At 68.2% G+C, this 22,209-nt stretch carries 17 protein-coding genes, 2 tRNA genes and 1 pseudogene; 3 read left to right on the top strand and 17 right to left on the bottom strand.

Going from position 1 to position 22,209, the window contains the following annotated elements:
- Positions 1 to 332: 332 nt before the first annotated feature.
- From TR33_RS17255 to TR33_RS17200, 12 genes and pseudogenes are all read right to left on the bottom strand, one after another.
- Complete coding sequence (locus TR33_RS17255) at positions 333 to 1,592, bottom strand: styrene monooxygenase/indole monooxygenase family protein (protein WP_042284123.1); 1,260 nt, start codon at positions 1,590 to 1,592, stop codon at positions 333 to 335.
- Between the two features lie 56 nt (positions 1,593 to 1,648).
- Positions 1,649 to 2,223, bottom strand: a pseudogene (locus TR33_RS17250) (GTP-binding protein).
- A 22-nt stretch (positions 2,224 to 2,245) separates the two neighbouring features.
- On the bottom strand, positions 2,246 to 2,605 hold the full coding sequence (locus tag TR33_RS17245; protein WP_077689177.1) for a DUF742 domain-containing protein: 360 nt from the start codon (positions 2,603 to 2,605) through the stop codon (positions 2,246 to 2,248).
- Between the two features lie 48 nt (positions 2,606 to 2,653).
- Positions 2,654 to 3,079 carry a roadblock/LC7 domain-containing protein gene (locus TR33_RS17240; protein ID WP_014911173.1) on the bottom strand — a complete coding sequence of 142 codons (426 nt, stop codon included), beginning with the start codon at positions 3,077 to 3,079 and terminating at the stop codon, positions 2,654 to 2,656.
- A gap of 88 nt (positions 3,080 to 3,167) precedes the next feature.
- The gene (locus TR33_RS17235; RefSeq protein WP_369386046.1) at positions 3,168 to 5,405 is read right to left on the bottom strand and encodes a sensor histidine kinase; all 2,238 of its coding nucleotides are present in this window, start codon (positions 5,403 to 5,405) and stop codon (positions 3,168 to 3,170) included.
- Positions 5,406 to 6,375: 970 nt separating this feature from the next.
- A complete protein-coding gene (gene ccrA / locus TR33_RS17230; RefSeq protein ID WP_014909323.1) occupies positions 6,376 to 7,614 on the bottom strand; it encodes a crotonyl-CoA carboxylase/reductase in 1,239 nt (412 codons plus the stop codon).
- A gap of 262 nt (positions 7,615 to 7,876) precedes the next feature.
- Complete coding sequence (locus TR33_RS17225; RefSeq protein ID WP_042284120.1) at positions 7,877 to 9,688, bottom strand: ABC transporter substrate-binding protein; 1,812 nt, start codon at positions 9,686 to 9,688, stop codon at positions 7,877 to 7,879.
- Positions 9,685 to 9,876, bottom strand: a complete 192-nt coding sequence (locus TR33_RS17220) for a hypothetical protein (RefSeq protein ID WP_042284118.1) — start codon at positions 9,874 to 9,876, stop codon at positions 9,685 to 9,687. The genes TR33_RS17225 and TR33_RS17220 overlap by 4 nt, the downstream gene beginning before the upstream one ends.
- 5 nt (positions 9,877 to 9,881) lie before the next feature.
- Positions 9,882 to 10,961 (bottom strand): ABC transporter ATP-binding protein, encoded by a 1,080-nt coding sequence (locus TR33_RS17215; RefSeq protein ID WP_014910133.1) that lies wholly within the window; start codon positions 10,959 to 10,961, stop codon positions 9,882 to 9,884.
- Positions 10,954 to 12,024: an ABC transporter ATP-binding protein gene (locus TR33_RS17210; RefSeq protein ID WP_017535586.1), complete on the bottom strand. Its 1,071-nt coding sequence runs from the start codon at positions 12,022 to 12,024 to the stop codon at positions 10,954 to 10,956. The genes TR33_RS17215 and TR33_RS17210 overlap by 8 nt, the downstream gene beginning before the upstream one ends.
- 5 nt (positions 12,025 to 12,029) lie before the next feature.
- Entirely contained in the window at positions 12,030 to 12,908 is an 879-nt protein-coding gene (locus TR33_RS17205; protein ID WP_014908405.1) for an ABC transporter permease, read from the bottom strand.
- Positions 12,909 to 12,924: 16 nt separating this feature from the next.
- Positions 12,925 to 14,013 (bottom strand): ABC transporter permease, encoded by a 1,089-nt coding sequence (locus TR33_RS17200; protein WP_017535585.1) that lies wholly within the window; start codon positions 14,011 to 14,013, stop codon positions 12,925 to 12,927.
- A 346-nt stretch (positions 14,014 to 14,359) separates the two neighbouring features.
- Here TR33_RS17200 and TR33_RS17195 point away from each other — a divergent pair, with 346 nt between their 5' ends.
- Entirely contained in the window at positions 14,360 to 15,985 is a 1,626-nt protein-coding gene (locus tag TR33_RS17195; RefSeq protein ID WP_042284116.1) for an alpha/beta fold hydrolase, read from the top strand.
- A gap of 463 nt (positions 15,986 to 16,448) precedes the next feature.
- Here the strand turns inward: TR33_RS17195 and TR33_RS17190 are convergent, their stop codons facing one another.
- From TR33_RS17190 to TR33_RS17170, 5 genes are all read right to left on the bottom strand, one after another.
- The gene (locus tag TR33_RS17190) at positions 16,449 to 17,009 is read right to left on the bottom strand and encodes a septum formation family protein (protein WP_017535583.1); all 561 of its coding nucleotides are present in this window, start codon (positions 17,007 to 17,009) and stop codon (positions 16,449 to 16,451) included.
- A 276-nt stretch (positions 17,010 to 17,285) separates the two neighbouring features.
- Positions 17,286 to 17,362, bottom strand: a tRNA-Lys gene (locus TR33_RS17185).
- A 207-nt stretch (positions 17,363 to 17,569) separates the two neighbouring features.
- Positions 17,570 to 17,643: transfer RNA gene (locus TR33_RS17180), tRNA-Lys, on the bottom strand.
- A 123-nt stretch (positions 17,644 to 17,766) separates the two neighbouring features.
- Complete coding sequence (locus tag TR33_RS17175; RefSeq protein WP_026125184.1) at positions 17,767 to 17,952, bottom strand: hypothetical protein; 186 nt, start codon at positions 17,950 to 17,952, stop codon at positions 17,767 to 17,769.
- A 178-nt stretch (positions 17,953 to 18,130) separates the two neighbouring features.
- The gene (locus tag TR33_RS17170) at positions 18,131 to 19,915 is read right to left on the bottom strand and encodes an AfsR/SARP family transcriptional regulator (protein WP_042284114.1); all 1,785 of its coding nucleotides are present in this window, start codon (positions 19,913 to 19,915) and stop codon (positions 18,131 to 18,133) included.
- A gap of 211 nt (positions 19,916 to 20,126) precedes the next feature.
- Here TR33_RS17170 and TR33_RS17165 point away from each other — a divergent pair, with 211 nt between their 5' ends.
- Positions 20,127 to 21,119, top strand: a complete 993-nt coding sequence (locus tag TR33_RS17165) for a MurR/RpiR family transcriptional regulator (protein WP_026125183.1) — start codon at positions 20,127 to 20,129, stop codon at positions 21,117 to 21,119.
- A 77-nt stretch (positions 21,120 to 21,196) separates the two neighbouring features.
- Positions 21,197 to 22,174, top strand: a complete 978-nt coding sequence (locus tag TR33_RS17160; RefSeq protein WP_014909215.1) for an N-acetylmuramic acid 6-phosphate etherase — start codon at positions 21,197 to 21,199, stop codon at positions 22,172 to 22,174.
- Positions 22,175 to 22,209 lie beyond the last annotated feature (35 nt).

Below are 22,209 nucleotides of genomic sequence, written 5' to 3'. Positions count from 1 at the left end.
ACATGCTTATGCCCGTGCATCTGCACAGACCAGGGTCTTTGGGCCATGGATTCGGTCACCGCCCCACGTTCGCCCCGAAGGAGGGGACCACGTGCGGGGGAGAACGGCAACCAACCCACGAAAGGCCATTAAGGAACAAATGGACATCAACCCCGATGAGCGTAACGCTTGCTCACAACGACTGACAATGGAGAGTACTTTTTCGGACGGCTGTTTCGTCCTACCCCGCCCCCTCGCCTCCGACGACGTGACCCCCGACACGCAGAAGGGCCCGGCGTCCACTCGGTCGCCGGGCCGGAACCCACGGGCCCCAAGGCCCTCGGTTCAGAGGTTCATCCCCCGTTACGGGCCTTGACATCGGCCAGGTAGCGCTGAGCCGCCTCCGGGTCGAAAAGCCAGCTCTTGTAATCGGAGGGCTGATCCCAGCCCTGAATCCAACGGTCGGCGACCTCCCGGTACTGGGAGGCGTGAATCATCACGTTCGCCACGTGTTCGGGCAGGTCATCGCGTTCCCACATACTGGATGCGAAGTCCGCCCACTGCTGATTGTCCCGTCCGAATTCCCAGAAACGATCGAACGTCTTGAGCAGGAATTCCTCGTCGAACGGCTGATCCCCCTGGTCGAGGATGCTCTCCAGATAGGTCTGGGCGCATCGGGTCGAGTTGTTCCAGGTCTGACCGACGAAGGGGTCCATCGTCACGACCACGTCGGCCATGCCCAGCACCCGACCCCCGGAGGGGAGCCGCCCCACCGGATTGCGCACCTGAGGGGTCAGATCCTCCACCAGGGTGCTGCGGCCGTCGATGAGGACCGCGTCCCGGATCCTCTCGAAGAAGTCCGGAGCGTACTTGCGCAACAGGTCCTTCATCCGGCGCAGCTGCTCCTCCGGGCCCGGCCGGTCCGGCCAGGCGTCCATCGGGCCGCCCTTCTTGTCCACCATGAGCAGGCTGTGGCAGGGCCCCTCCTGGCTCAGGATGGGGATGAAGATGATGTTCCCGGCCTCTTCGGTGACGGCGGACCAGCCGAGGTTCTCGTTCTCCCCGGGGTCGGGCCAGACGTCGTACATGTAGGCCTGGGCGATCGCCCGCTGACGGGTACCGCTGAACCGACTGTCGTCATCGTCGAAGAGCTGACCGAGTTCCCCGTGACCGACCGCGACGATGATCAGATCGAACATCCGGGAGAAGTAGTCGAGGTCGGTCACGGTCACTCCGTGGATGACGACCTTTCCGCCCCGGTCCTCGAAGAACTCGAGCCAGTCGGCCATCTTCACCCGACGGTCCACCGAAAGGCTGTAACTGTTGCCCGCGTGCGAACTGCCCGTCAAAGACGTGACCTCTTGCCCGTCCCTGTACAGGAACAGCTTCTGCTCACGGATCTGAGGGGACAGAGCGCTCCAGAGGTCGAGGTCGAACGCCCGCTCGTACTCCAGCGCGGTGGGCAGGGTGAACTGGGAGATGGAGGGCTTCCCGGTCCTGATCTCCGGTGAGGACTGCCCCGTGATCACCGTGACGTCGTAGCCATGGGTCAGGAGACCGTGGGCCAGGTGCAGGCCGGCATGGCCGGCACCGACGATAAGGATCTTGCGCATATGTCGCTAACTTTCCTGGGAATCTACGGGGCAGTGGGAGGACGGACCTCCACCCGTCAGGCGACGGGCTCGCTCGCCCGGTTGTGCTCCAGCGCGTACCTCAGCAGCGTCTTGAGCACGTCGCCCCCGGACATCCGGTGCCGAGCGTCGAAGTCGATGATGGGCACGTCCGGGCTGACCTCCAGGGCCTCACGGACCTGCTCGGAGGTGTAGTCGAGACGTCCCTCGAACTTGTTGAGCGCGACGATGTAGGGGATCCGCTTCTGCGTCTCGAAGTAGTCGACGGCGTCGAAGGAGTCCGCGAGCCTACGGCAGTCGACCACGACGACGGCGCCCACCGCGCCGCGCACGAGGTCGTCCCACATGAACCAGAACCGAGCCTGGCCCGGCGTACCGAACATGTACATGACCAGCTCGTCGTCGATGGTGATGCGACCGAAGTCCATCGCGACGGTGGTCGTCGTCTTGTCGGGGGTGACCGAGGTGTCGTCGTGACCGAGGTGTCGTCGTGTCCGACGCTGGCCTCGGTCATTATCGCTTCAGTCGTGACCGGCGGAATCTCCGACACCGAGCGGACCAAGGTCGTCTTGCCGGCACCGAAGCCACCGGCGATGACGATCTTGCTCGACATCTTCTTGCGATTCGACCTGTTGTCACTGGAAAAGTCGTTCGAGACCACGAAGAGCCCTCTCCAGAACCTGGTTTTCGGACGGACTGCTGCCGGTGATGGTCGGGTGGATGTACACCAGGTCCTGCTCGGCCAGGTCACTGACCAGAACCTGGGTGACACCCAGCGGGATGTTCAGCTCGGCCGAGACCTCGGCGAGAGACCGGGTCTCCCGGCACAGTTTGTAGATATTGATCGACTCCGGCATGAGGGTGCCAGGAGGGTCCTGCCCGGGCTCGGACGTCGAGACCAGGGTCTGCACCATCAGCGGATGCCGCGACCGTGTACGCCCACCCGTGAAGGTGAACGGGCGAACACGATTACTCCTTCGCCTTCGGAAACTCATAGCCGAGGCAACCTCATTCCTGCCGAACCGTTACGGAAAACACCGTCGTCAGTTCTGGATGACCTCACGCAGCTGCGAGCGCAGCTGCGGCGTGAGCACATGGGCGACGTTGTCCACGAGCTTGGCCATCTGGAAACCGACGATCTTCAGCTCCGTACCGGGTGCGGTCAGCACCGCCATGCAGGAACCGTCACTGATGGCCATGATGAAGAGATGGCCGTGGTTGAAACGCACCAGCAGCTGCTCGCACTCGCCCCGCTGGAACAGTCCGGCCCCGCCCACCGCGAGGCTGTGCAGACCGCTGGCGATCGCCGCGAGCTGCTCGGCGTGCTCCTCGGGGAAGTCGCTGGAGTGGGTGAGGACCAGGCCGTCGGAGGAGACCACCACGGCATGCTCGACACCGCGCACGTCGCGGACGAAGCGGTCGATGAGCCACGAGAAGTTCTCGACGCTGTCGTTGTTGGGTTCAGTCATGCTTGCGCTCTACCTGCCTCGGCCGAGTGTGTGTTCGCTGGGGGAATCATGGGCCCGCACACACGTGTGTGGGCCTTGGGTCTGAAGGTCATTCCTTGCCGTCCTCGAGGTCCTTGCCTTCGAGGGCCGCCCGTTCTCCGTCGAGGAAGTCGCCGAGTTCGTCGCGGATCTGTTCGGCTCGGGCCTCGCCGGTGAGCCTGGGAGGGGTGTCCTCCCGGCCCTTCGGCGGGGGCGGCGGGTTGTCGGAGAGGGCCCCGGGGTGCGGCATCATCCGCAGCGGGGAACCGTGTGGTGTGGCACTACGACGGGGCAGTCCCGCGGAGGTGACCGAAGAGTTCCCGCCCGAGGCCGCCGGAGAGGCCTTGGGGCCGCTGTTGCCGCCGGCGCCGTTGCCGGTGGTCCCGTTCGCGCCGCCTCCGTAGGAGGGCTGCTGCGGAACGGTACGGCTCGCGGGGGTGTTGGTCGCCGGGGTCGTGGAGGTCCGGGCCTGGCCGGGCTGTCTCGTCGTGGCCACGCGGAGCAGATCCTTGGGGATGATCGTGTAGGCGCTGACGCCGCGGAAGGAGCGGGACTCCAGGCGGGTCTCCAGACCGTGCTTCTGCGCGATCCGGCTGGCCACGTACAGACCCATGTGCTTGGGCACCTCGTCGTCCAGGACCGGCTCGCCGTCCAGACGGCTGTTGAGCTCGACCAGCTGGGCCTCGGGGATACCCACGCCCTCGTCCTCGACGATGATCATCAGGCGACCGTCGTCCATCTCCTGGGCGCTGATCACCACCTGGGAGTGCTCCGGGGAGTTCGCGGTGGCGTTGTCCAGGAGCTCGGCGAGCAGGTGGCTGATGTCGTCGGCGGCCAGACCGGTGATGGAGGTCTGCGGAAGCTTGCCCAGACTGACCCTGGGATAGTCCTTGATCTCCGAGGTCGCGGCGCGTGCGACGTCGAGCAGGGGCACGATCTCGTCGTGCGCGTCGGACTCTCCACCGTCGTGCCCGGTCAGCACCAGGAGGTTCTCCCCGTTACGTCGCATACGGGTCGCGAAGTTGTCGATCTGGAACAGCTTGTCGAGCAGGTCCGGGTCCTGGGCGTCGGTCTCCAGGGACTCGACCATCTCCAGCAGGGCGTCCACCAGGGAGAGGTCGCGCATGGCCAGTCCGGCCAGCGCCTCGTTGAGCAGCTCTCCCTTGGAGTCGCGCAGCACCTCGGAGACGGCCTCGGCCACCTCGGCCTTGGCCTTGGCGATCTCGTCCTTCTCCGAAGCGACCTCGGTCGAGGAGTCGGTGTCCTCGGCCGCGCTCGGGGAGGGCGTCTCCTCCTCCGTCTTCGCGCGGGACTCGTCGGTGGACTCCTCCACCGACTCCGACCCGGTCAGGGCCTTGTTCTGGGCGACCTCCTCGGAGGCCGTGGTCTCGCTCCGCTCGGCGAAGAGGGTGGCGGCCGACTCCGCGGTGATCACCTGCGGCTGCTGGCCCGCGCTGAGCACGATGACGTGCTGGACGGGCTGGCCGTAGGGGTGGAACTGACCCGGGTAGACCACCGGCTGTCCCGGAAGGACGTAGCCGGGCGGCTGGTAGGGGGCCGGGTAGGCGTTCTGGTAGGCCACCAGGGGGTGCGGGTACGGGGCCGGCTGCGGCGCGGGATAGGGCGGCACGACCGGGTAGTCGACCCTCTGCTGGTAGGGCGACGGGTAGTGCGCGGGCGGGGCGTGGCCCTCGTGCCGCTGCGGCTGGTAGGGGGCCGGCTCGTGCCGGGCCGGGTAGCCCTGGCCCTGGTGCCCGTAGCCCGGGGGCACGTGCCCCTGGAAGGGGTGACCCTGCTGGGCGTAGGGGTCGTAGGCGGGCGGCGGGCCCTGAGGGGCCGGCTGCTGCGGGTGGTGCGCCGGCGGCTCTTGGCCGCGCGGGTCGTACGCGGGCTCGCTCGGGCCCGCGTAGAACGAGGGCGCGGGGGCTCCCTGCGGGATCGGGCGGTCCGCTTCGGAGCGAGGGGCGCCGGAGGCCTCGGGCATCGCGACCTCCGTGGGCTGGTGGTGGGGCTGGGGCTGCGTTCGCTGCGCGGGCTCGGCGAGGAGCCGCGCGGGTTCGACCGGGGGCGCGGACGGGCCGGGGGTCGGCCGCTGTTCGGTCGTGGGGGGCACAGGGGCCTCGGGCCGCTCTGTGCTCTCTGGTGAGGAGGGCGTCTCGGTCATGGTGTCCGTGGTGGCGAGGGTGGGCTTGCTGCGTGGTTCGGGCTCGTCGAGGCCGACACCGCGCCACTGACCGACCGGATTGGCGCCGGTGTCGACATCGTCGACCTCGACCCGCCTGGTCGTGTAGGGATTCGGTACGCTCACCCGGGATGTGGGGCGGTAACCGTTCTCGGCGGACGCGGAGAAGGGTCCGGTGGGGGGCTCCGTCGCGGATGTCTCCTCGCCGTCCGACTTCCGGTCGGGGCTGTGCGAGTGCGGATGCACGGGCTTATGCACGGGATGTCCTTGCTCGGTCTCCGGTGACGGGGGTTCCTGGGACTTGACCATCCGGGAGATGGCCCGGCGGAACCTTCCTTCACGCCTGGCTCCACGCCCATCCTCCGTCGACATCATCTTGGCCAGGGGGAGGTCATCGCGCTCATGCGGTGACTGCGCCTGTGCCACAATCTCGTCTCCTCGAATCAGGTGGGCGGATTGGCGGCGGCCCCGCACCACCGCCCTGACCAGGGAGGAAGCCATCGGGGGCCACGATCGGTCCCTGGCGGCCAGGCGTCCCGATCGTCGGGGGAACGCCTCGACGGTTTCGGTGGGGCCTCGGCGTCCGTCGCCGCGAGCGGCGACCGGACCCCTGATCCGAAGGACAAGAGTACGCACTCCGCCCAATTCCTGCTCTTCCACCGGGAACCGTCGTTCGGTTCGCCAGACTAACAAAGGTCGCCCGCCTTGACAGAAGAATCAAAGAAGCACTGAAAAAGCACCCCCGAGACCCTTGTGACGTGCGCGAACAGCGTGGGATCAGCATCCCGAACAGAAGCCTTTTGTCCGATTTGCACTATTTTGTCCGGTTCTCGCCAAGAGTCATCACCTTGTGACCACCAACACCTTCCCTTCTTTCTCAACTCCCCCAAGAGACCTCTACACCCCGCCTACCTGGGCACTTCCTCGAAGGTCTCCCGGAGACCCCTCTCCCCCACCTCGAAAATCCTTTCCGCCTCATCTCGAAAGATGAGACGAAACCCCGATCCTCTCAAGGAACCGGGTCTGCGAGAGGCCCGGACGGGCCCGCGTCCGGGTCTTCCTCCACCCCCGAGGACGGCCCCGCCCCCTCGATCCGCTACAGGCCGGTCTGGCCCGGTGCGGCGTTGACGAGAGCGGCCATGTTGCCGGGAGGCTGCCTGTTGTCCCGCAGGAGCTGGTGGGCCTCACCGATCTCGTGGAAGCCCACGACGCGGGTCACACAGGGGTCGAGGCGCCCGCTCTCGACCAGATCGATGACCATGCGGCACTGGGCCGGCGAGGCGAAGTGGGAGCCCTGGAGCCGCTTGAGGCGCATCCAGAGGAATCGGAGGTCGACGTCGGCCTGGAAGCCCGAGGTGGCCCCGCAGATCACCACCATGCCGGAGTTGTCGCACAGGTACAGGGAGGTGGGCAGGGTGTCGGCACCGGTGTGCTCGAACACGATGCGGGGGGCGCGCCGCTCCCCGAGCTCGGCCCAGAACCTCTTCCCGAAGGAGCGCACACCGCGCATCCACTCGGAGTAGGCCTGGATGTCGCCCTCGTCGGGGACACGGCCCCAGTGGTCGAACTCGGTGCGCAGGATGGTGCCCACGGCCCCGAGCTCACGGCACACCTTCGCCTTCTCCTCCGTGGAGACCACGGCGACCGGCTTGCCTCCGACCATGCTCGCCAACTGGATCGCCGAGGTGCCCAGACCACCCGCGCCGCCCCAGATCAGGACGGGGTCCCCGGGACGGACCACGTTGGGCTCCCAGCCGAAGAGCTGACGGTAGGAGGTGGCGGCGCTGACCAGGAAGCCTCCGGCGACGTCCCAGGGAAGGTCGGCGGGCTTGCGATGGAGCTGGACGTCGCGGGCGAGGGTGAACTGCCCGAAGGACCCGTGGTTGTTCTCGTACCCCCACACCCGCATGGTCTTGGAGGCGATGGGATCGCCGCCCATGCGGATGTCGTCCGCGGTCTCGTCCCACTGCCCGGGGGCGATGATGACGTGGTCGCCGACCTCGACCCCGCTGACCCCCTCGCCGACGGCCCAGACCACCCCGGCCCCGTCGGAACCGCCGACGTGGTAGTCCTCCGTCTCTCCGGCCTTCTCCCGCGCGGCGATGACGTCGGCGGGGTGCCCCTTGGCCGCCCAGATGTTGTTGTAGTTGATCCCGGCCGACATCGTCCAGATGAGCACGTGCCCGGGCCGCAGCTCGGGTACGGGGACGATCTCGTGGGCGAAGGCGTCGCGCGGCTCGCCGTAGCGCTCACGCCGAATGGTGAAGGCGTGCATTCGCGCGGGCACGTGGCCCAGGGGCGGCACCTCTCCGAGTTCGTACAGGTCCTTGGGCATGGTGCACCGGTTCCTTTCGAAGGTCGGGGGGATGAGGCGGGGGCGAGGGGACGAAATGGAGCAAGGGAAAATGCGCGTGCCAATGCACACTCTCAACGAACACGAGACTACCTACATTCATCTCATACGCGCATAAACGGTCTCCGACAGAACAAAATTCTTATGGACCGTAATCGACGTTATGCGTCCCGAACACGACGAAGGGGCGACCGCCTCGACGGTCGCCCCGACGTCCGGCCCCGACCGGGCCGTCCGTCCACGGTCAGTCCCGGACCGGCTTCAGCTCGCCCTGGATCAGCGCCAGGATGATGTGGTTGTCCTGGTACTGCTCGTTCTGCGAGGTCGGGGTGTCCACCGGGAACTCCTCGACCCGCTTGCCCTCGATCGCGGGCGAAAGGTACTTGTACGTCCAGATCGGGATGCGGGGCAGCAGCTCGTTGAAGACGATGGACAGCGCCTTCAGGGCCTCCATCTGCTCCTCGTCGCTCTCGGCCCGCTGAGCGGTGTCCACCAGTTCGGCGAGGTCGACCTCCCCCTGGCTCGGGCTCTCCACCTGAAGGTCGAAGCCCTGCCCCGGGGAGTCCTCCGTGCCCGCGTTCTCCGTCAGGAAGTTCATCTGGAAGGCGCCCCAGTAATCGGGCTGCTCGGGGTTGCCCCAGTGGCGGACGGCGACCTCGAAGTCACCCGCGCCCCAGATGCCCCACGGGTTGTCCTCCGGCACGTTACGGGCCTCGGTCTTGATCCCGAAGGCGTTCCACGCCTCCTCGACCTGGGTGGCGGTCAGTTCGAAGTCGCCCCAACCCGCGACACCGATGACCTCGAAACTCGCCTCCTCACCGTCCGGGAGGTACCACCTGCCGTCCTCCTTGGTCCAGCCGGCCTCCTCCAACAGCTCCGTGGCCTTGTCATGGTCCTGGTCGAAGTTCTCGAAGTCCGCGAGCTCCTCCGAGGTGAAGATCTCCTCGGCCTGGATGTCCGCGAGACCGGCGTAGTACTCGACGCGGCTGTAGGCCTCGCCTCGGGCGACCTGACCGATCTGCTCGCCGTCGAGGATGTAGGCGAGCGCCTTGCGCACGCGTACGTCCTGGACCTCGGGCTTGGCCTTGTGGTTGAACATCAGACCGACACCGTCGTAACCGGCGTGCTCGATCCAGCGGAAACCCTCCACGCTCTGGAAGGCCTGCTGGTCGGCCGCGGAGGGGGCGAGACTGGAGTAGTCGACCTCTCCCTGCTGCACCAGGAGCGCCGACTGGCGGTTGTCGCCCTTGTGGATGACGACCTCGTCGAACTCGACCTCGGTCCCCTGGTAGCCGTTCTCATTGCGCACCAGGGTGATGCGTGCGTCCGACATCTGCGCCTCGTCGAACATGTACGGGCCACTACAGACGATCTCGTCCGGGTCGAACTCGATGAACTCGGAGTTCCATTCGGCGTGCTCGTCGTCGCCCTGACGGACACCGTCGTTGACCATCTCCAAGGCTCGTTCGCCGAAGTTCTCGTACGTGACCTTGGAGACGACACGGTGCTTGATGATGCTGCGTTCGATGTTGGGGAAGGGGTTCTCGAAACCCACGCGCACGCTCTGGTCGTCGAGCTTCTCCAGGTCCTGGACCTGGGGGAAGCCGAAGCCCCACGGCGGGGCCTCCAGGACGCGCATCGCGTAGCTGCGGATCATGTCGTCCGCGTTCAGGTCGCTGCCGTCGCTCCACTTCAGCCCGGAACGCAGGGAGACGATGAGGTCGTCGCCGTCCCACTCGTGCCCTTCGAGCAGGAGATAGTCCCACTCGTGGGTGCTCCAGTTGAAGACTCCGCCCGGACACAGGAAGAGGTCCTTGTACACGGAGTTGAGCAGGAGCGCCCCGTCCTCCCGGTGGACGTTGCGCGTCATGGAGTCGAGGTCGAAGTCGAAGACCCCGGTGAACTGTGTGGCGCCGGAGGTGGAACCGCCGCCCGCGGAACAGGCGGAGAGGGCCCCTGCGCCCGCCGCTCCGGCCGCGCCGAGGCCGACGGCCTTGAGGAGGCGGCGCCTGCTCAGGTCTTGAAGGATCGCGTTGCGCGGGGGGTAGGAGGTCATTCTTGACGCTTCCTTTCCAGAAGGAGGGCGAGCAGACCGAGGGCGAGGACGACCAGGCCGATCCCGATCGTGACGACGCTGATGACGAACTCGGCTGTGCCGGGGGATGTGAACACGGCCATGAGGGTGCAGACGAGGACGAGGAAGACCCCGACGAACAGGCCGAAACGGCCGATGAGGAGCAACACCGCCCTCACTCCCTCGTGACGACGTGGCAGGCGAGCGACCGATCGTGGGCGCGCTCCAGCGGCGGCCGTACGGCGTCGCAGTCGCCCTCCACGTAGATCGGACAACGCGGATGGAAGTCGCAACCCGGAGGCAGGTCGGTGAGGTCGGGGATGTCGGCGCTGCGCAGCCGCACCCGTTCCTTGTTCCGTGCCAGGTCCGGGTCGGGTTCGCAGACCGCGGAGATCAACGCCTTGGTGTAGGGGTGTCGAGGGTCGTTGACCACCTTGGGGGTGGCGCCCTGTTCCACGACCTTGCCGAGGTACATGACGGCGATCTCGCCGCGCCAGGCGAAGTACTTCGCCACGGCGAGGTCGTGGGTGATGAACAGGAAGCCGACACCGAGTTCGTCGCGGAGCCTGCCCAGGGTGTTGAGGAGGCTGACCCGGATGGACACGTCCAGCATGGACGTGGACTCGTCGGCGATGATCACCTCGGGGTTCATCGCCAGGGCCCGGGCCACGGCGACGCGCTGACGCTGACCGCCGGACATCTGGTGGGGGTACTTGTCCAGGTAGTCCTCGGCCGGGGTGAGGTCGACGCGTTCGAGCAGCTCGATGGTGGCGCGTCGGGCCTCCTTGGCGTCCTTGACCAGCTTGTGGCGGCGCAGGCCCGCGGAGACCGTGGAGTAGACGGTGCGGACCGGGTTGAGGGAGGCGTAGGGATCCTGGTGGATGTACTGGACGGAGCGGCGGAAGGCCGCCCGCTCCTTCCGGTCCATCTCGGACACGTCCTTGCCCCGGTACAGGACCGAGCCCGACGTGGGCTCGGAGAGAGCGGCCGCCATGCGCGCCGTGGTGGTCTTGCCGCAGCCGGACTCGCCCACGAGGCACAGGACCTCTCCGGGGCGCACTTCGAGGTCGACCCCGGCCACCGCCGGGACCTCTCCCCGGGGCGTCTTGAAGATCTGCCGAGCCCCCTTGAGCGCGAGTACCGGGGGTTCGGCCCGGATCCGGTCCTCGACCGCCCCTCGCGCGGACGGGTCCGCGCCGGGAGGGCCGTCGATCGGAGCTCGGGAGGTCGTGGAGTCGAAGGTGCGGTCAATCACGGGAGACCCCCTCGGCGTGGAGTTCGGCGTCGGTGGCGCGCAGGCAGGCGGCGGCGTGGCTCAGCCCCTCGCCCCGGGGGGTGAGCACGTCCAGGGAGGGGCGACCGGTGGTGCAGTCGGCGATGGCGAGGGAACAACGCGGCGCGAAGGAGCAGCCGGGCGGAAGCGAGGTCAGGCTGGGCGGCCCGCCGGGGAGCGACTCGGGGACGTGGAGGTCGCCCACGACCGGAGGGACCGAGTTGATGAGCGCCGTGGTGTAGGGGTGGCGGGAGCGGTAGAAGATGTCGCCGGTGGTGCCGGTCTCGATGAGGCGTCCCGCGTACATCGTGCCGACGCGGTCGGCGAGCTCCGCGGCCAGTCCCAGGTCGTGGGTGATGAAGATCATCGAGAAGCGCAGCTCCTCGCGCAGCTCCGCGAGGCGTTCGACGATGGAGCGCTGGGTGAGCAGGTCCAGGGCGGTGGTGGGCTCGTCCAGGATGATCAGCTGCGGTTCGAGCGCCAGGGCCAGGGCGATGAGGCTGCGTTGACGCATACCGCCGGAGAGCTCGTGGGGGAAGCTGCGCAGGACCCGGGAGGGGTCGAGGCGGACCATCTCCAGGAGCTCGGCGGAGCGTTCCACGATCTCCTTGCGAGGCCGTCGTCTCCCCCCTTCGTGGGCGCGGAAGGTGTCGACGAAGTGGTCCTCGATCCGCAGCACCGGGTTGAAGGCGTTCATGGCGCCTTGGAAGACCATGGCCGCCTCGTTCCAGCGGAAGCGGCGCAGGCGTTCCTTCTCCAGGGTGCGTACGTCGACGCGGGTGCCGTCCTTGCGTCGGAAGAGGATCTCTCCCTTGGGGACCACACCGGCGCGCGGGAGCAGACGGAGCAGGCCGAGTCCGAGGGTGGTCTTCCCACAGCCGGACTCGCCGACCAGGGCCATCGACTGTCCCGGATGGAGGTCGAAGGAGACGTCGTGCACCGCGGTGACGTGGCTCCGACGTCCGGTGCGGTAACCGACGTCGACCCCGCGGACCGACAGCAGGGCGCCCTCGGAGGGGTCCGGGGCGGTGGGAAGGTCGTTCACTGGGCTCACCTGTCCCGGAGTCGGGGGTTGAGGGCCTGTTCCAGGGATCGGGTCATGGTGACGAGCCCGATCTGGAAGAGCATGATCATGACCATCGGGGCGATCAGGAAGGGCGCCGCCTGGGGCAGGAGGAAGGCGTTGTTGTCCCAGGCCTGCTGGATCATCAGGCCCCAGTTGTCGGCGGTGCTGGGCAACAGGCCCAGCAGGTACATGCCGACCACGGCGTAGATCGCGTTGGTGATGGCGATGATGAAGTTGATGAAGATGTAGCCCAGCATGTTGGGCAGCACCTCGACGAAGATGATCCGGGCGGTGCCCAGGTCCTGGAGGCGGGCGGCCTCGATGAACTCGCGTTCCTTGAGGGTGAGCACCTGCGCCCGGATCGATCGCATCAGGAAGGGCCAGGTGACCAGACCGATGATGAAGGAGACCACCATCGGAGAGGAGGTGCGGTAGAAGGACGCGATGACCAGCATCAGGACGATGAACGGAATGGTCATCGTGATGTCGGTGAGCTGGAGCAGCAGGTGGTCGATCCGGCCTCGGACGTACCCGGCGACCGCGCCGAGGACGACGGCGATGGCGACCGTGATGAGGGCGGCCATGAAACCGACGAGGATGGGTTCGCGCCCGCCCAGGACGAGCTGGGTGAAGGTGTCCTTGCCCTCGTGGTTGGTACCGAGCCAGTGCTCGGCGCTCATCGGCCCCCAGATCCTGGAGACGTCCGTGGGGTTGTGGTGGTCGATCAGCAGGGGCCCGACGAAGGCGAAGAGCAGAACGCCGATGACCAGGCAGAGTCCGATGAAACCGCTGGTGCTCCGGGTGATGCCCTGCCAGATGGTGCCCCAGACCCCGGTGGCGGGCGCCGTGGTGGTGACGGCCATGGTGTCGTCGTCCCCCTCAGTTCTGGATGCGCGGATCGAGCCTGCTGTAGAGCAGGTCGGAGACGAGGTTGGCGATCACCACGCACGAGGTGATGATGATGAGCAGGCCTTGGAGCAGCGGGTAGTCGCGGTAGTTGACCGCGTCCAGCAGGAGTCCGCCGACCCCCTTGTAGACCAGGACCTGTTCCACGAAGATCGCGCCGCCGACGAGGGTGCCGAAGGAGATGGCGATCTGGGCCACCAGGGGCAGGACGGCGTTGCGTCCGACGTAGGCGGTGGCGATGCGCGCGTCGCGCAGACCGCGGGCGCGGGCGACCGTCACGTAGTCCTCGCCGAGCACCTCGGTGGTGGAGGCCTTCATGATGAGCATCCAGGTGCCGATGATGGCGAGCACGTAGGTGATGATCGGCAGGGCCGCGTGGAAGAACGCGTCTCCGATGAAGACGAACGAGAACTCCGGCTGGACCCCGGGGCTGAGCGTGCCCCGTAGTTCGATCGGGTTGAACCACCCCAGGTACATGCCTCCACCGACGACGAGCACCATGGCGATGAGGTAGTTGGGGATGGCGCCCAGGACCGAGGCGACGACACTGAGGACGTGGTCGACGACCTTGTTGCGCTTGTAGGCCATGACCATGCCCAGGGCCAGGCCCAGGGAGATGGCGATGAGCGTGCCGACGCCGATACTGAAGAGCGTCCAGGGGAGATAGGCGCCGATGGCGTCGGTGACGCTGAATCCGGGCCGGTTGATGGTGCCGCCGAGGTCGAAGGTGAGGATCCCGGTGATGAACTCCCACCACTGCTCGTAGAGGGGGGCGTCGGGGTCGTAGGCGAGCGAGTGCATCGCGATGGCGCGTGCCTCGTTCATCGACATGCCGCCCTGGGTGAGGCGGCCCGCCATGACGTCGATCGGGTCGCCCGGCATCGCGCGTCCCAGGAAGAACGTCACGTTGGCCACGACGAAGACCACGACGGCGGCCTTGCGGACCTTGACGAACACGTAGTTGCGCCAGATCCGTGCGAGGAGGGGTCTGGACTTCCGGGGGGCGGAGGGCCCCGAATCACCGGTCTCCGGTGGTGGGGCGGCCGCGAGTTCGGTGGCCACGGGGCTCCTTCGGGCATGGGGGGACAGCTGAGGTGAAGGGACCTCTTTCATCTATTAGGAAACTTTCCTAATAGATGATCACGGTAACGCCCCTCATGTGGCTCACACCACCCTCGTGACCAAAAGGCGTCTTTCGTGCGACATGATCGGCATCACAAAAAGAACAAAAGATGACAAACAGCCCAGAAGGCAACAGGAGAAACGTCCTCATTCGGCCATTGGACCGAGTGATGACATTTGTGAGTGTTCGAAGACAGGGTCCGATTCGTACGGTTGCCGCACGACCACGTCGCCGGGGAGCCCCCGCCCTCCTCCGCGGCACCCCAGAAGACGGAGGAGACCCCCCGTGCCCCCGAAACACCCGGCCGTACGCGGAACCGCCGCGGTCCTGGCCTCCGGGCTGGCCCTGTCCCTGATCGCGGCCTCACCGGCGACGGCCGACGCCCCTGTCCCCGAGCCCACCCGCTTCCACGAGCAGGAGATCGACTGGGCCCCTTGTGAGGAGGAGGTCCTCTCCTCCCTGGAGTGCGCGCGCGTCGAGGTCCCCCTCGACTACTCCGACCTCGACGGAGAACGCATCGAACTGGGCGTCCTACGTATCCCCGCCACCGACCCCGAGGCCGCGCGCGGGGCCCTGTTCCTCAACTTCGGCGGCCCCGGCGGCCCGGCCCGACTCTCCGCCACCGGCTACGCCGGAACGGAGCTCAACGAGGTCTACGACATCATCGGCATGGACCCGCGCGGCGTCGGCGCCTCCACCCCGCTCGACTGCGGTATCGATTTCCCCATGATGGACCCGCGACCCACGGACGCCGAGATCTCCGCGTACACTCGCGAGACGATCCGCTACAGCCGGGCCTGCGACGCCGCCCAAGGCGAACTCCGCCGGCACATGACCACCGCCAACACCGCACGTGACATGGACGTGGTCCGCGCCGTCCTGGGCGAGGAGAGGCTCAACTACCTCGGCTACTCCTACGGCACCTACCTGGGCGCGGTGTACGGAAGTCTGTTCCCCGAACGCCTGGACCGCAGCGTCCTGGACAGCGCGATCGACCCGGACGAGATCTGGCGCGCGACCTTCATGAACCAGGCCCCCGGCTACACCGAGGGGGTCGAACGATACGCGGAGTGGATCGCCGAGCAGAACGACGAGTACGGGCTCGGCTCCACCACGACGGAGGTCATGGACACCTTCCACACGACCTCGGCCCGACTCACAGAGGAACCCCGTACCGACGTTCCGGGGATGGGCGGCGAGGCCTACGACGGGGCGTTCTTCGACGCCTCGGCCGGCGAGTACGCCCGTTACCAGGAGTCCTGGGCCGAGACCGCTCCCTTCCTGGCCGCGCTCGCCCTCGAGGAGAAGGAGGTGCCGCCTCCCCCGCTCCAGAGGGAGCTCCCCGACATCGACCCGACTCTGTACGCCTCCAACATGGACCTCTTCTCCGCGCTGGTGTGCGAGGCGGAGTGGCCGCGACGGATCTCCACCTACCGGCAGGACGTCCGTGAGCACCGGGAGCTCTACCCGTTCGGGGTCGGAGCCTTCTTCGCCGCGGTCCAGAGCTGTACCTTCACCGAGTATCGGCCGACCGAGGCTCCGGTCGAGGTGACCCGGGACGGTTACGAGCCGGGGGTGATCATCGGTGGCGAGTTCGACCCGCAGACCCCGCTCGCCGGGTCGGTGAGCCTGGCCGAACGGCTCGACGGCCCGCTGATCACCGTCACCGATGACGGGGCCCACGGCTTCTATCTGCCCGGGGTCGGCGCTCAGGACCCGTACCCGTGCGTGCGGGAGAAGGTGGACTCCTACCTGATCGACGGGGATCTGCCCGACGATACGACCTGCCCGGGTCGACCTCGACCCACGTCGGTCACCGACGTTCCGGACGAGGCGCCGATCGCACCCCTCTGGGAGCCGGGCCGACCGCTCCCGCAGGCCGGGCCCGTACCGACGGCACCGATCGGCTGAGTTCCGACCGTCCGGGCTCCGGGGAACGGAGCGGTGGCCCGCGCCGAATCGGCACGGGCCACCGTGTGGTCGACGTCCGCCTCGAGGGTCAGGGCGTCCTGGTCCTCTTCGCCGAGGGTCAGGGGCGTCTCGATGGCGAACGGCTTCTCGTTCTCGAAGGTCTCCGGCTCCTCCGTCTCGACGATGGCGGTCTCCGGGGCAGGGACGGGCTCCGCGTCATCGTGGGAGGAGGGAGGGGGCGACGGAAGTCCGCGTTCCGAGAGGGTGAGCGCCGTGCCCACCGCCGCGCCCGAGGCGAGGTGATCGCGCTGGGGACGACGTGTCGCGGACGGCATGCTCACTCCATCGGTTCGCTCGTAACGGGACCGGTCGAGGCTCGACGACCGGTACATCAGGAGCAGACGCGTCCGAAGCGAGAACGGTTCCGCCCGAACACGAATTCTCTCCGTGTCCGGGATACGAGCTAGCGGCCGGCGCCTTCGAGGGTGCCGGTCGTGGTCTCGTCCGGGAGCATGACGTAGCAGAGGATCTCGCGGTCACCGGCCTCCCAGCCCGCCTCGATCGGGGTCAGGTACGAGGCGTAGATCTCGGAGACCGCGTAGTCGACGCCGACGAAGTCCATGAAGGGCTGGCCGTAGCAGGCCTCCTCGGCGGAGGCGTTGACCGACTCCGTGCCGGGGAAGTCGCCCTCCGGGAGGATCTCGCTGTAGAAGAACTCGGAGTCGTGCGGCTCCGAGCAGTCGACCACGGGGACGCCCTGGACCTCGGAGCCCATGAGGGCCGAGTTCATCTCGGACTCGTTGAAGCAGTCACCGACGGTGAGCTCCATCACGTTGTTCTCGTTGGAGCCGACGCTGCCGGCGCCGGAGTCGGTCCCGGTGGTGCCACCGGAACCGCCGTCGGCGCCACCGGCCGCCTCTTGAATGATGGACTGCGCGATCCCACAGGAGGACAGGGCGAAGGCGGCCGCGACGGCACCCACGGTGAGGGAGATGTTACGGAGGGCAGGGGAGAGAGCGGGCATTGATGGCTCCGGTCGGGTCAAGGGATGTGAGAGGGGGATGGCAGGAAGACAATTCACCACACAAGCCCTGACTGTCAATCCGATTCAGCCTGGTCACGGAGGGGCCACGGGACGAAACCCCATGTGGCGTAACGATCGGGACATGTGCGAAGAACCGAAAAGAACTTTAGAGGAGGGTAAGGACAGAACCGACCGACGGCCCCCGACAGTCTCCCGACAGTCCCCTGAACACGAAGAATCCCGGCCGGTGGGCTTCGCCCTCCGACCGGGATCATGTGGTGCGCCATCAGGGACTCGAACCCCGGACCCGCTGATTAAGAGTCAGCTGCTCTGACCAACTGAGCTAATGGCGCCCGCTTCCCGCCGAGACCTTCCGGCTCTCCGCGGCAACGAACTCAACTCTACAGGAACTTCCGAGCGGCTCGCGCCGTTCGACCCCCTTCCTCCGATGTTGTGCTCCAGACCACGCGAGATGTTCGACCACGTCACACGTCCGAACCCGTGGGACGACGAAGGGCCCGGACGACGGAAGTACCGTCGTCCGGGCCCTTCGGCTCCGGTGCGTCATCAGGGACTCGAACCCCGGACCCGCTGATTAAGAGTCAGCTGCTCTGACCAACTGAGCTAATGACGCCTGTTCCCCGCCGAGGCCTTCCGGCTCTCTGCGGCAACGGAGTTAACTCTAGCAGGGCCGCGGAGTGGTCGCGAACCGTTCGCGGGGCCGGCCTGGGTCGGCCCCGTCACGGGGTGGCGCCCGTCAGGAGAACGCCAGGACCAGGGCGACGATGATCGCGATGGCCAGAAGCACACCCACACCCGCCAGCACCAACGGCAGGATGGGGCGGCGCGGGGCCTCCTCGGGCTCGGGGTTCTCGTCGACGAAACGGCGGAAGTGCTGTGTGGTACCCGCCGGGTCCATGCTGGGATCGTTGTTCTGCGTCATGGGGTTGACACTAGCGACTCATGGGACCACTGAGCACCCCTCACCGAAGATCCGGTCGATCTCACAACCGTTCGTTGACGGAACACATACCCGGGCCCGCCTTTCGGATGACCTTCGGTCCTCCCCCGCACCCGACGCCCCGCGACTGAAAACCGAACGTAAGGCCCGTGCCGCACACTCAGGTCGGGTGCTCGGCGCCCGACCGGTACTTCCCCGCGGCCGTGCCCGAGCCCAGGGGCCCGGCGCGCAGGACCGCGGCCATCCTGGCCGTGGGAGAGACCCCGCGCGCCGGGTCCACCCGTTCCACCAATCGCACCAGTTCCTCGGCGTCCCGCTCCGGGTGGGCGTCCAACCAGGCCACGGCCATCCTCAGCGACAGCGGCAGCCGTCCGGCCAGCTCCGCGACCCGACGCAGCGTCTCCCCTCGGTGCCGGTCCGTTCCCAGGAGCGAGCGCAGCAACGCCACGGCGTCCTCCGTCTCCAGAGCTCCCACGGGGAGCGCTCGGAGCCCGTCCCTGACCAGCAGGTCCGTGAGCCAGTTGCGGCTGGTCACCACCGCCGCGCTACCGGGTCCGCCCGGCAGGAGTGGCCGCACCTGGCGGGCGGTCGCGGCGTTGTCCAGGACCACGAGCACCCGCCGCCCGGCCAGCAGGGAACGCAGACGGGCCGCCGCCTCCTCCGGCTCGTCGGCCCCGATGTCCGAGGGACCGGTGCCCACCGCCCCCACCGACAGCGAGCGGACCAGGCGTCGTACCACCTCCCCCGGTTCGCGTGGCTCGCCGTCCGCGTCGCGCAGGTTGACGTAGAGCTGGCCGTCGGGAAAGTGAGAGGTCACCGAATACGCCCAGTAGAGCGCGAGAGCGCTGCCTCCCGCCCCCGCCGGGCCGCGGACCAGGACGCTCCCGGGGGTGGTCGAACAGGGGTCGACGAGACGATCGAGCTCGGCCAGGGCGTCGGCGCGTCCGATGAGGCCGCGAGGGGCGGCCGGGAGTTCCGCGGGCACGAGGCCCCGCCTCCCCCTGCCCCCTCCTCGGACCGTGCGGGCGTGGACGTCGCGGTGGGAGCGCTGGCGGGGCACCACTGATCGTGGGACGCCGTCCCCACCCCGCAGAGCCCCGGCGGGAAGGGGCCCGTGCTCGGGCCGATCGTCCAGATCCCCCCTCAGGACGCCGTGGAAGGTGTCCTGGAGTTCCCGCCCCGGATCGACGCCGAGCGCCTGGGCCAGAGCCGCGCGGGTGCGCGAGTAGACGCGCAGGGCCTCGCTCCGACGCCCGCAGCGGTAGAGGGCGATCATCTGGACCCGGACGAGGGGTTCACGCTGGGGGTGGTCGGCGGTGATGGAGGCGATACGGGTGGCGACCCTCTCGTGCTCACCACGTGCCAGTGCCGCGCCGAAGCCGGTCTCCGCCACGCGCAGCAGCTCCTCGTGGAGCGGCGGCACGTCGTGTTCCCTCAGCAGGGGTGAGTCGATGTCGGCCAGCACAGGGCCGCGCCACAGTGACAGGGCTTCGCCGAGCAGGTCGGCGTGGGCGTCGGTGTCCCCCCGGTCCGCCGCGAGATCGGCCTCCCGCACCAGGGACCTCAACGTCAGCAGGTCACTGCGATGGTCGTCGAGCTCGATCCGATAGCCGCCGTCGGAGCTGTGGATCAGGGGGTGTCCCAGGGTCTGGGCGAGCAGGGCCCGTACCCGGGCGACGTGCACCTGGAGCGCTCCCCTGGCGGCGGGCCCCGGTTCGTGCCAGACACGGGCGATGAGAGAGGCCGTGGAGACGGTCTTGCCCGCGTTGAGCAGCAGGGTCGCGAGCAGCGCTCGACGACGTTCTCCGCGCAGGCTCAGAGGGGCACCGTCGACATGCAGACCGAACCGCCCGAGCAACCGGACGTAGAGGCCCTCGCGGGCGGGTTCGGGGGATCCGTTGTCGGCCACCTCGCCCCGTGTCCCCGCCGGGCCGAACAGCGACACCGCGTTCTCCTCCCCTGACCCCGATGCGGTGGGAACGCGACCCTGTGCGGCAGGGCGCGTCACCTGGACCCCAAGCGTCCCGCCTGAACTGGGATTCCGCAATCAGAACGGGGATACTTGCCGCACGGACCGTCCCTTGAAATCCTTGAATCTCCCGGTTTTTCCCGTCAGCGCGTTGACTCTGACCCTTGACCGAAAGAAACTTTCATCCATGGCGCAAATCCCGAAACCGATGGGCGAACGACCGAGCCGGGGGGAGGCCCCCGCGCCACCGGCCCCGACCACGGTGCTGAGGATCCGGTCGCTGCTCCCCTCGCTCGCCCCCGCGGAACAGCGGGTGGCCCAGCGGGTCATCGACGACCCCGAACGCGCGGCCGCCTCCTCCATCACCCAACTCGCCAAGGACTGCGCCACCTCCGAGGCCACCGTCATCCGCTTCTGCCGCACCATCGACTTCAGCGGATACCGCGAACTGCGGCTGGCCCTGGCCACCGAGGCCGGGCAGGCCCGGGGCGCCCGGACCAACATCCCCGAGCTCGCCGGCGACATCAACCCCGACGACACCCTGGTCACCGTCGTCCAGAAGATCGCCTACACCGACGCCCGCGCCGTGGAGGAGACCGGGGCCGCCCTGGACGTGGAGGTCCTGCGCACGGTCATCGACGCGCTGGCCAACGCCCGACGCATCGACGTGTACGGCGTGGGCGCCAGCGCGTTCGTGGGGGCCGACCTCCAGCAGAAGCTGCACCGGATCGGTCTGACGTCGTTCGCCTGGTCGGACGCGCACGTGATGTTGACCAGTGCCGCGCTCCTGGAGGAGAGCGACGTGGCGATCGGCATCTCGCACAGCGGCACCACCATCGATACCGTCCAGGCGCTCACCGAGGCCGGACGCAGGGGCGCCCGGACCGTCGCGATCACCAACTTCCCCCGCTCCCCCATCGGCTTCGCCGACCACGTCCTGACCACGGCGGCGCGCGAGACCATGTTCCGCTCGGGCGCCACCGCCTCCCGGCTGGCCCAGTTGACGGTGGTGGACTGCCTGTTCGTGGGTCTGGCCCAGATCCGCTACACGGACAGTCGCACGGCCCTGGAGACCACGTACGAGGCGGTGCGCGGCCTGAGAATGCACGAGGACCGCAGACGTCGCCGGAACGAGACCCCCGATAAGAAGACCGAGAACCCCACCGGCAACGACGACTGACCCTCGACCCGCGTCGGCCTCTCCCGGAACCCCTCCGGGCCCGGGGCCGACGCCACCGGATGGAAGGACGAGCCCGGGTGCGGACCGAACAGGAGACCCCAGTGCGCGGCGGTAGTGACGGACAGCGACCGGACCGGACCGGACCGGGAGGAGACGAGGCCGTGATCGTGCGGTCTCCCACGGAGGCCCGGAACTCGGGCACCTACGACATCGACCTGCTCTCGGCTCTGGAGATCCTGCGACAGATCAACGCCGAGGACACCACGGTCGCGGCGGCCGTGGGCGCGGTCCTGCCCGAACTGGCCGAGGCCGTGGAGCTGGGGGTGAAGGCGCTGGAGTCGGGCGCCGCCATCCACTACTTCGGGGCCGGCACCTCGGGGCGGATCGCGGCCCAGGACGCCGCGGAGCTGCCGCCCACCTACGGGGTCCCTCCCGAGTGGGTCGTGGCCCACCACGCGGGCGGCGGCGACGCCTTGACCAAGGCCCTGGAGGGGGTCGAGGACAGCCGGGAGGCGGGGCGGGCCGACGCGGCCGAGGTGCCGGAGGGCTCCCTGGTGGTCGGTCTGGCCGCCAGCGGCCGCACCCCGTACGTGGGGGGCGCTCTGGAGGCGGCGCGGGAGAGGTCGTGCGCGACCGTGCTGATCAGCGCCAACCCGGACGCGCCACTGGCCTCCTCCGCCGACGTGCACGTGGGTGTCTCCACGGGCGCCGAGGTGATCGCGGGATCGACCCGGATGAAGGCCGGCACGGCGCAGAAACTGTTGCTGAACTCCTTTTCCACCGCCGTGATGGTGCGGATGGGTCGGACCTACTCCAACCTGATGGTCGGGGTGGACGCCACCAACGGCAAGCTGCGAGGACGCGTGGTGACGATCCTGGTCGAGGCCACCGGCCTGTCCGAGGAGGCCTGCGCCGAGGCGTTGAACGCGGCCGAGGGCGACACCCGGGTGGCCCTGGTGTCGTTGCTGGCCGGGGTCGACGCCGAACGGGCGGCGTCCGCCCTGGACGTGGCACGTGGACGGGTCCGGGTGGCCTTGGGCGAACTCGGTATCTGACCGTCGGGCCCGCGTGCCGAGGGCGCGCGGGCCCG

This window comes from Nocardiopsis alba (genome assembly GCF_000710955.1).
GTDB lineage: Bacteria > Actinomycetota > Actinomycetes > Streptosporangiales > Streptosporangiaceae > Nocardiopsis > Nocardiopsis alba.
Note: the sequence above shows the minus strand (reverse complement) of the source record. Positions and strands in the feature narration are given on the sequence as shown.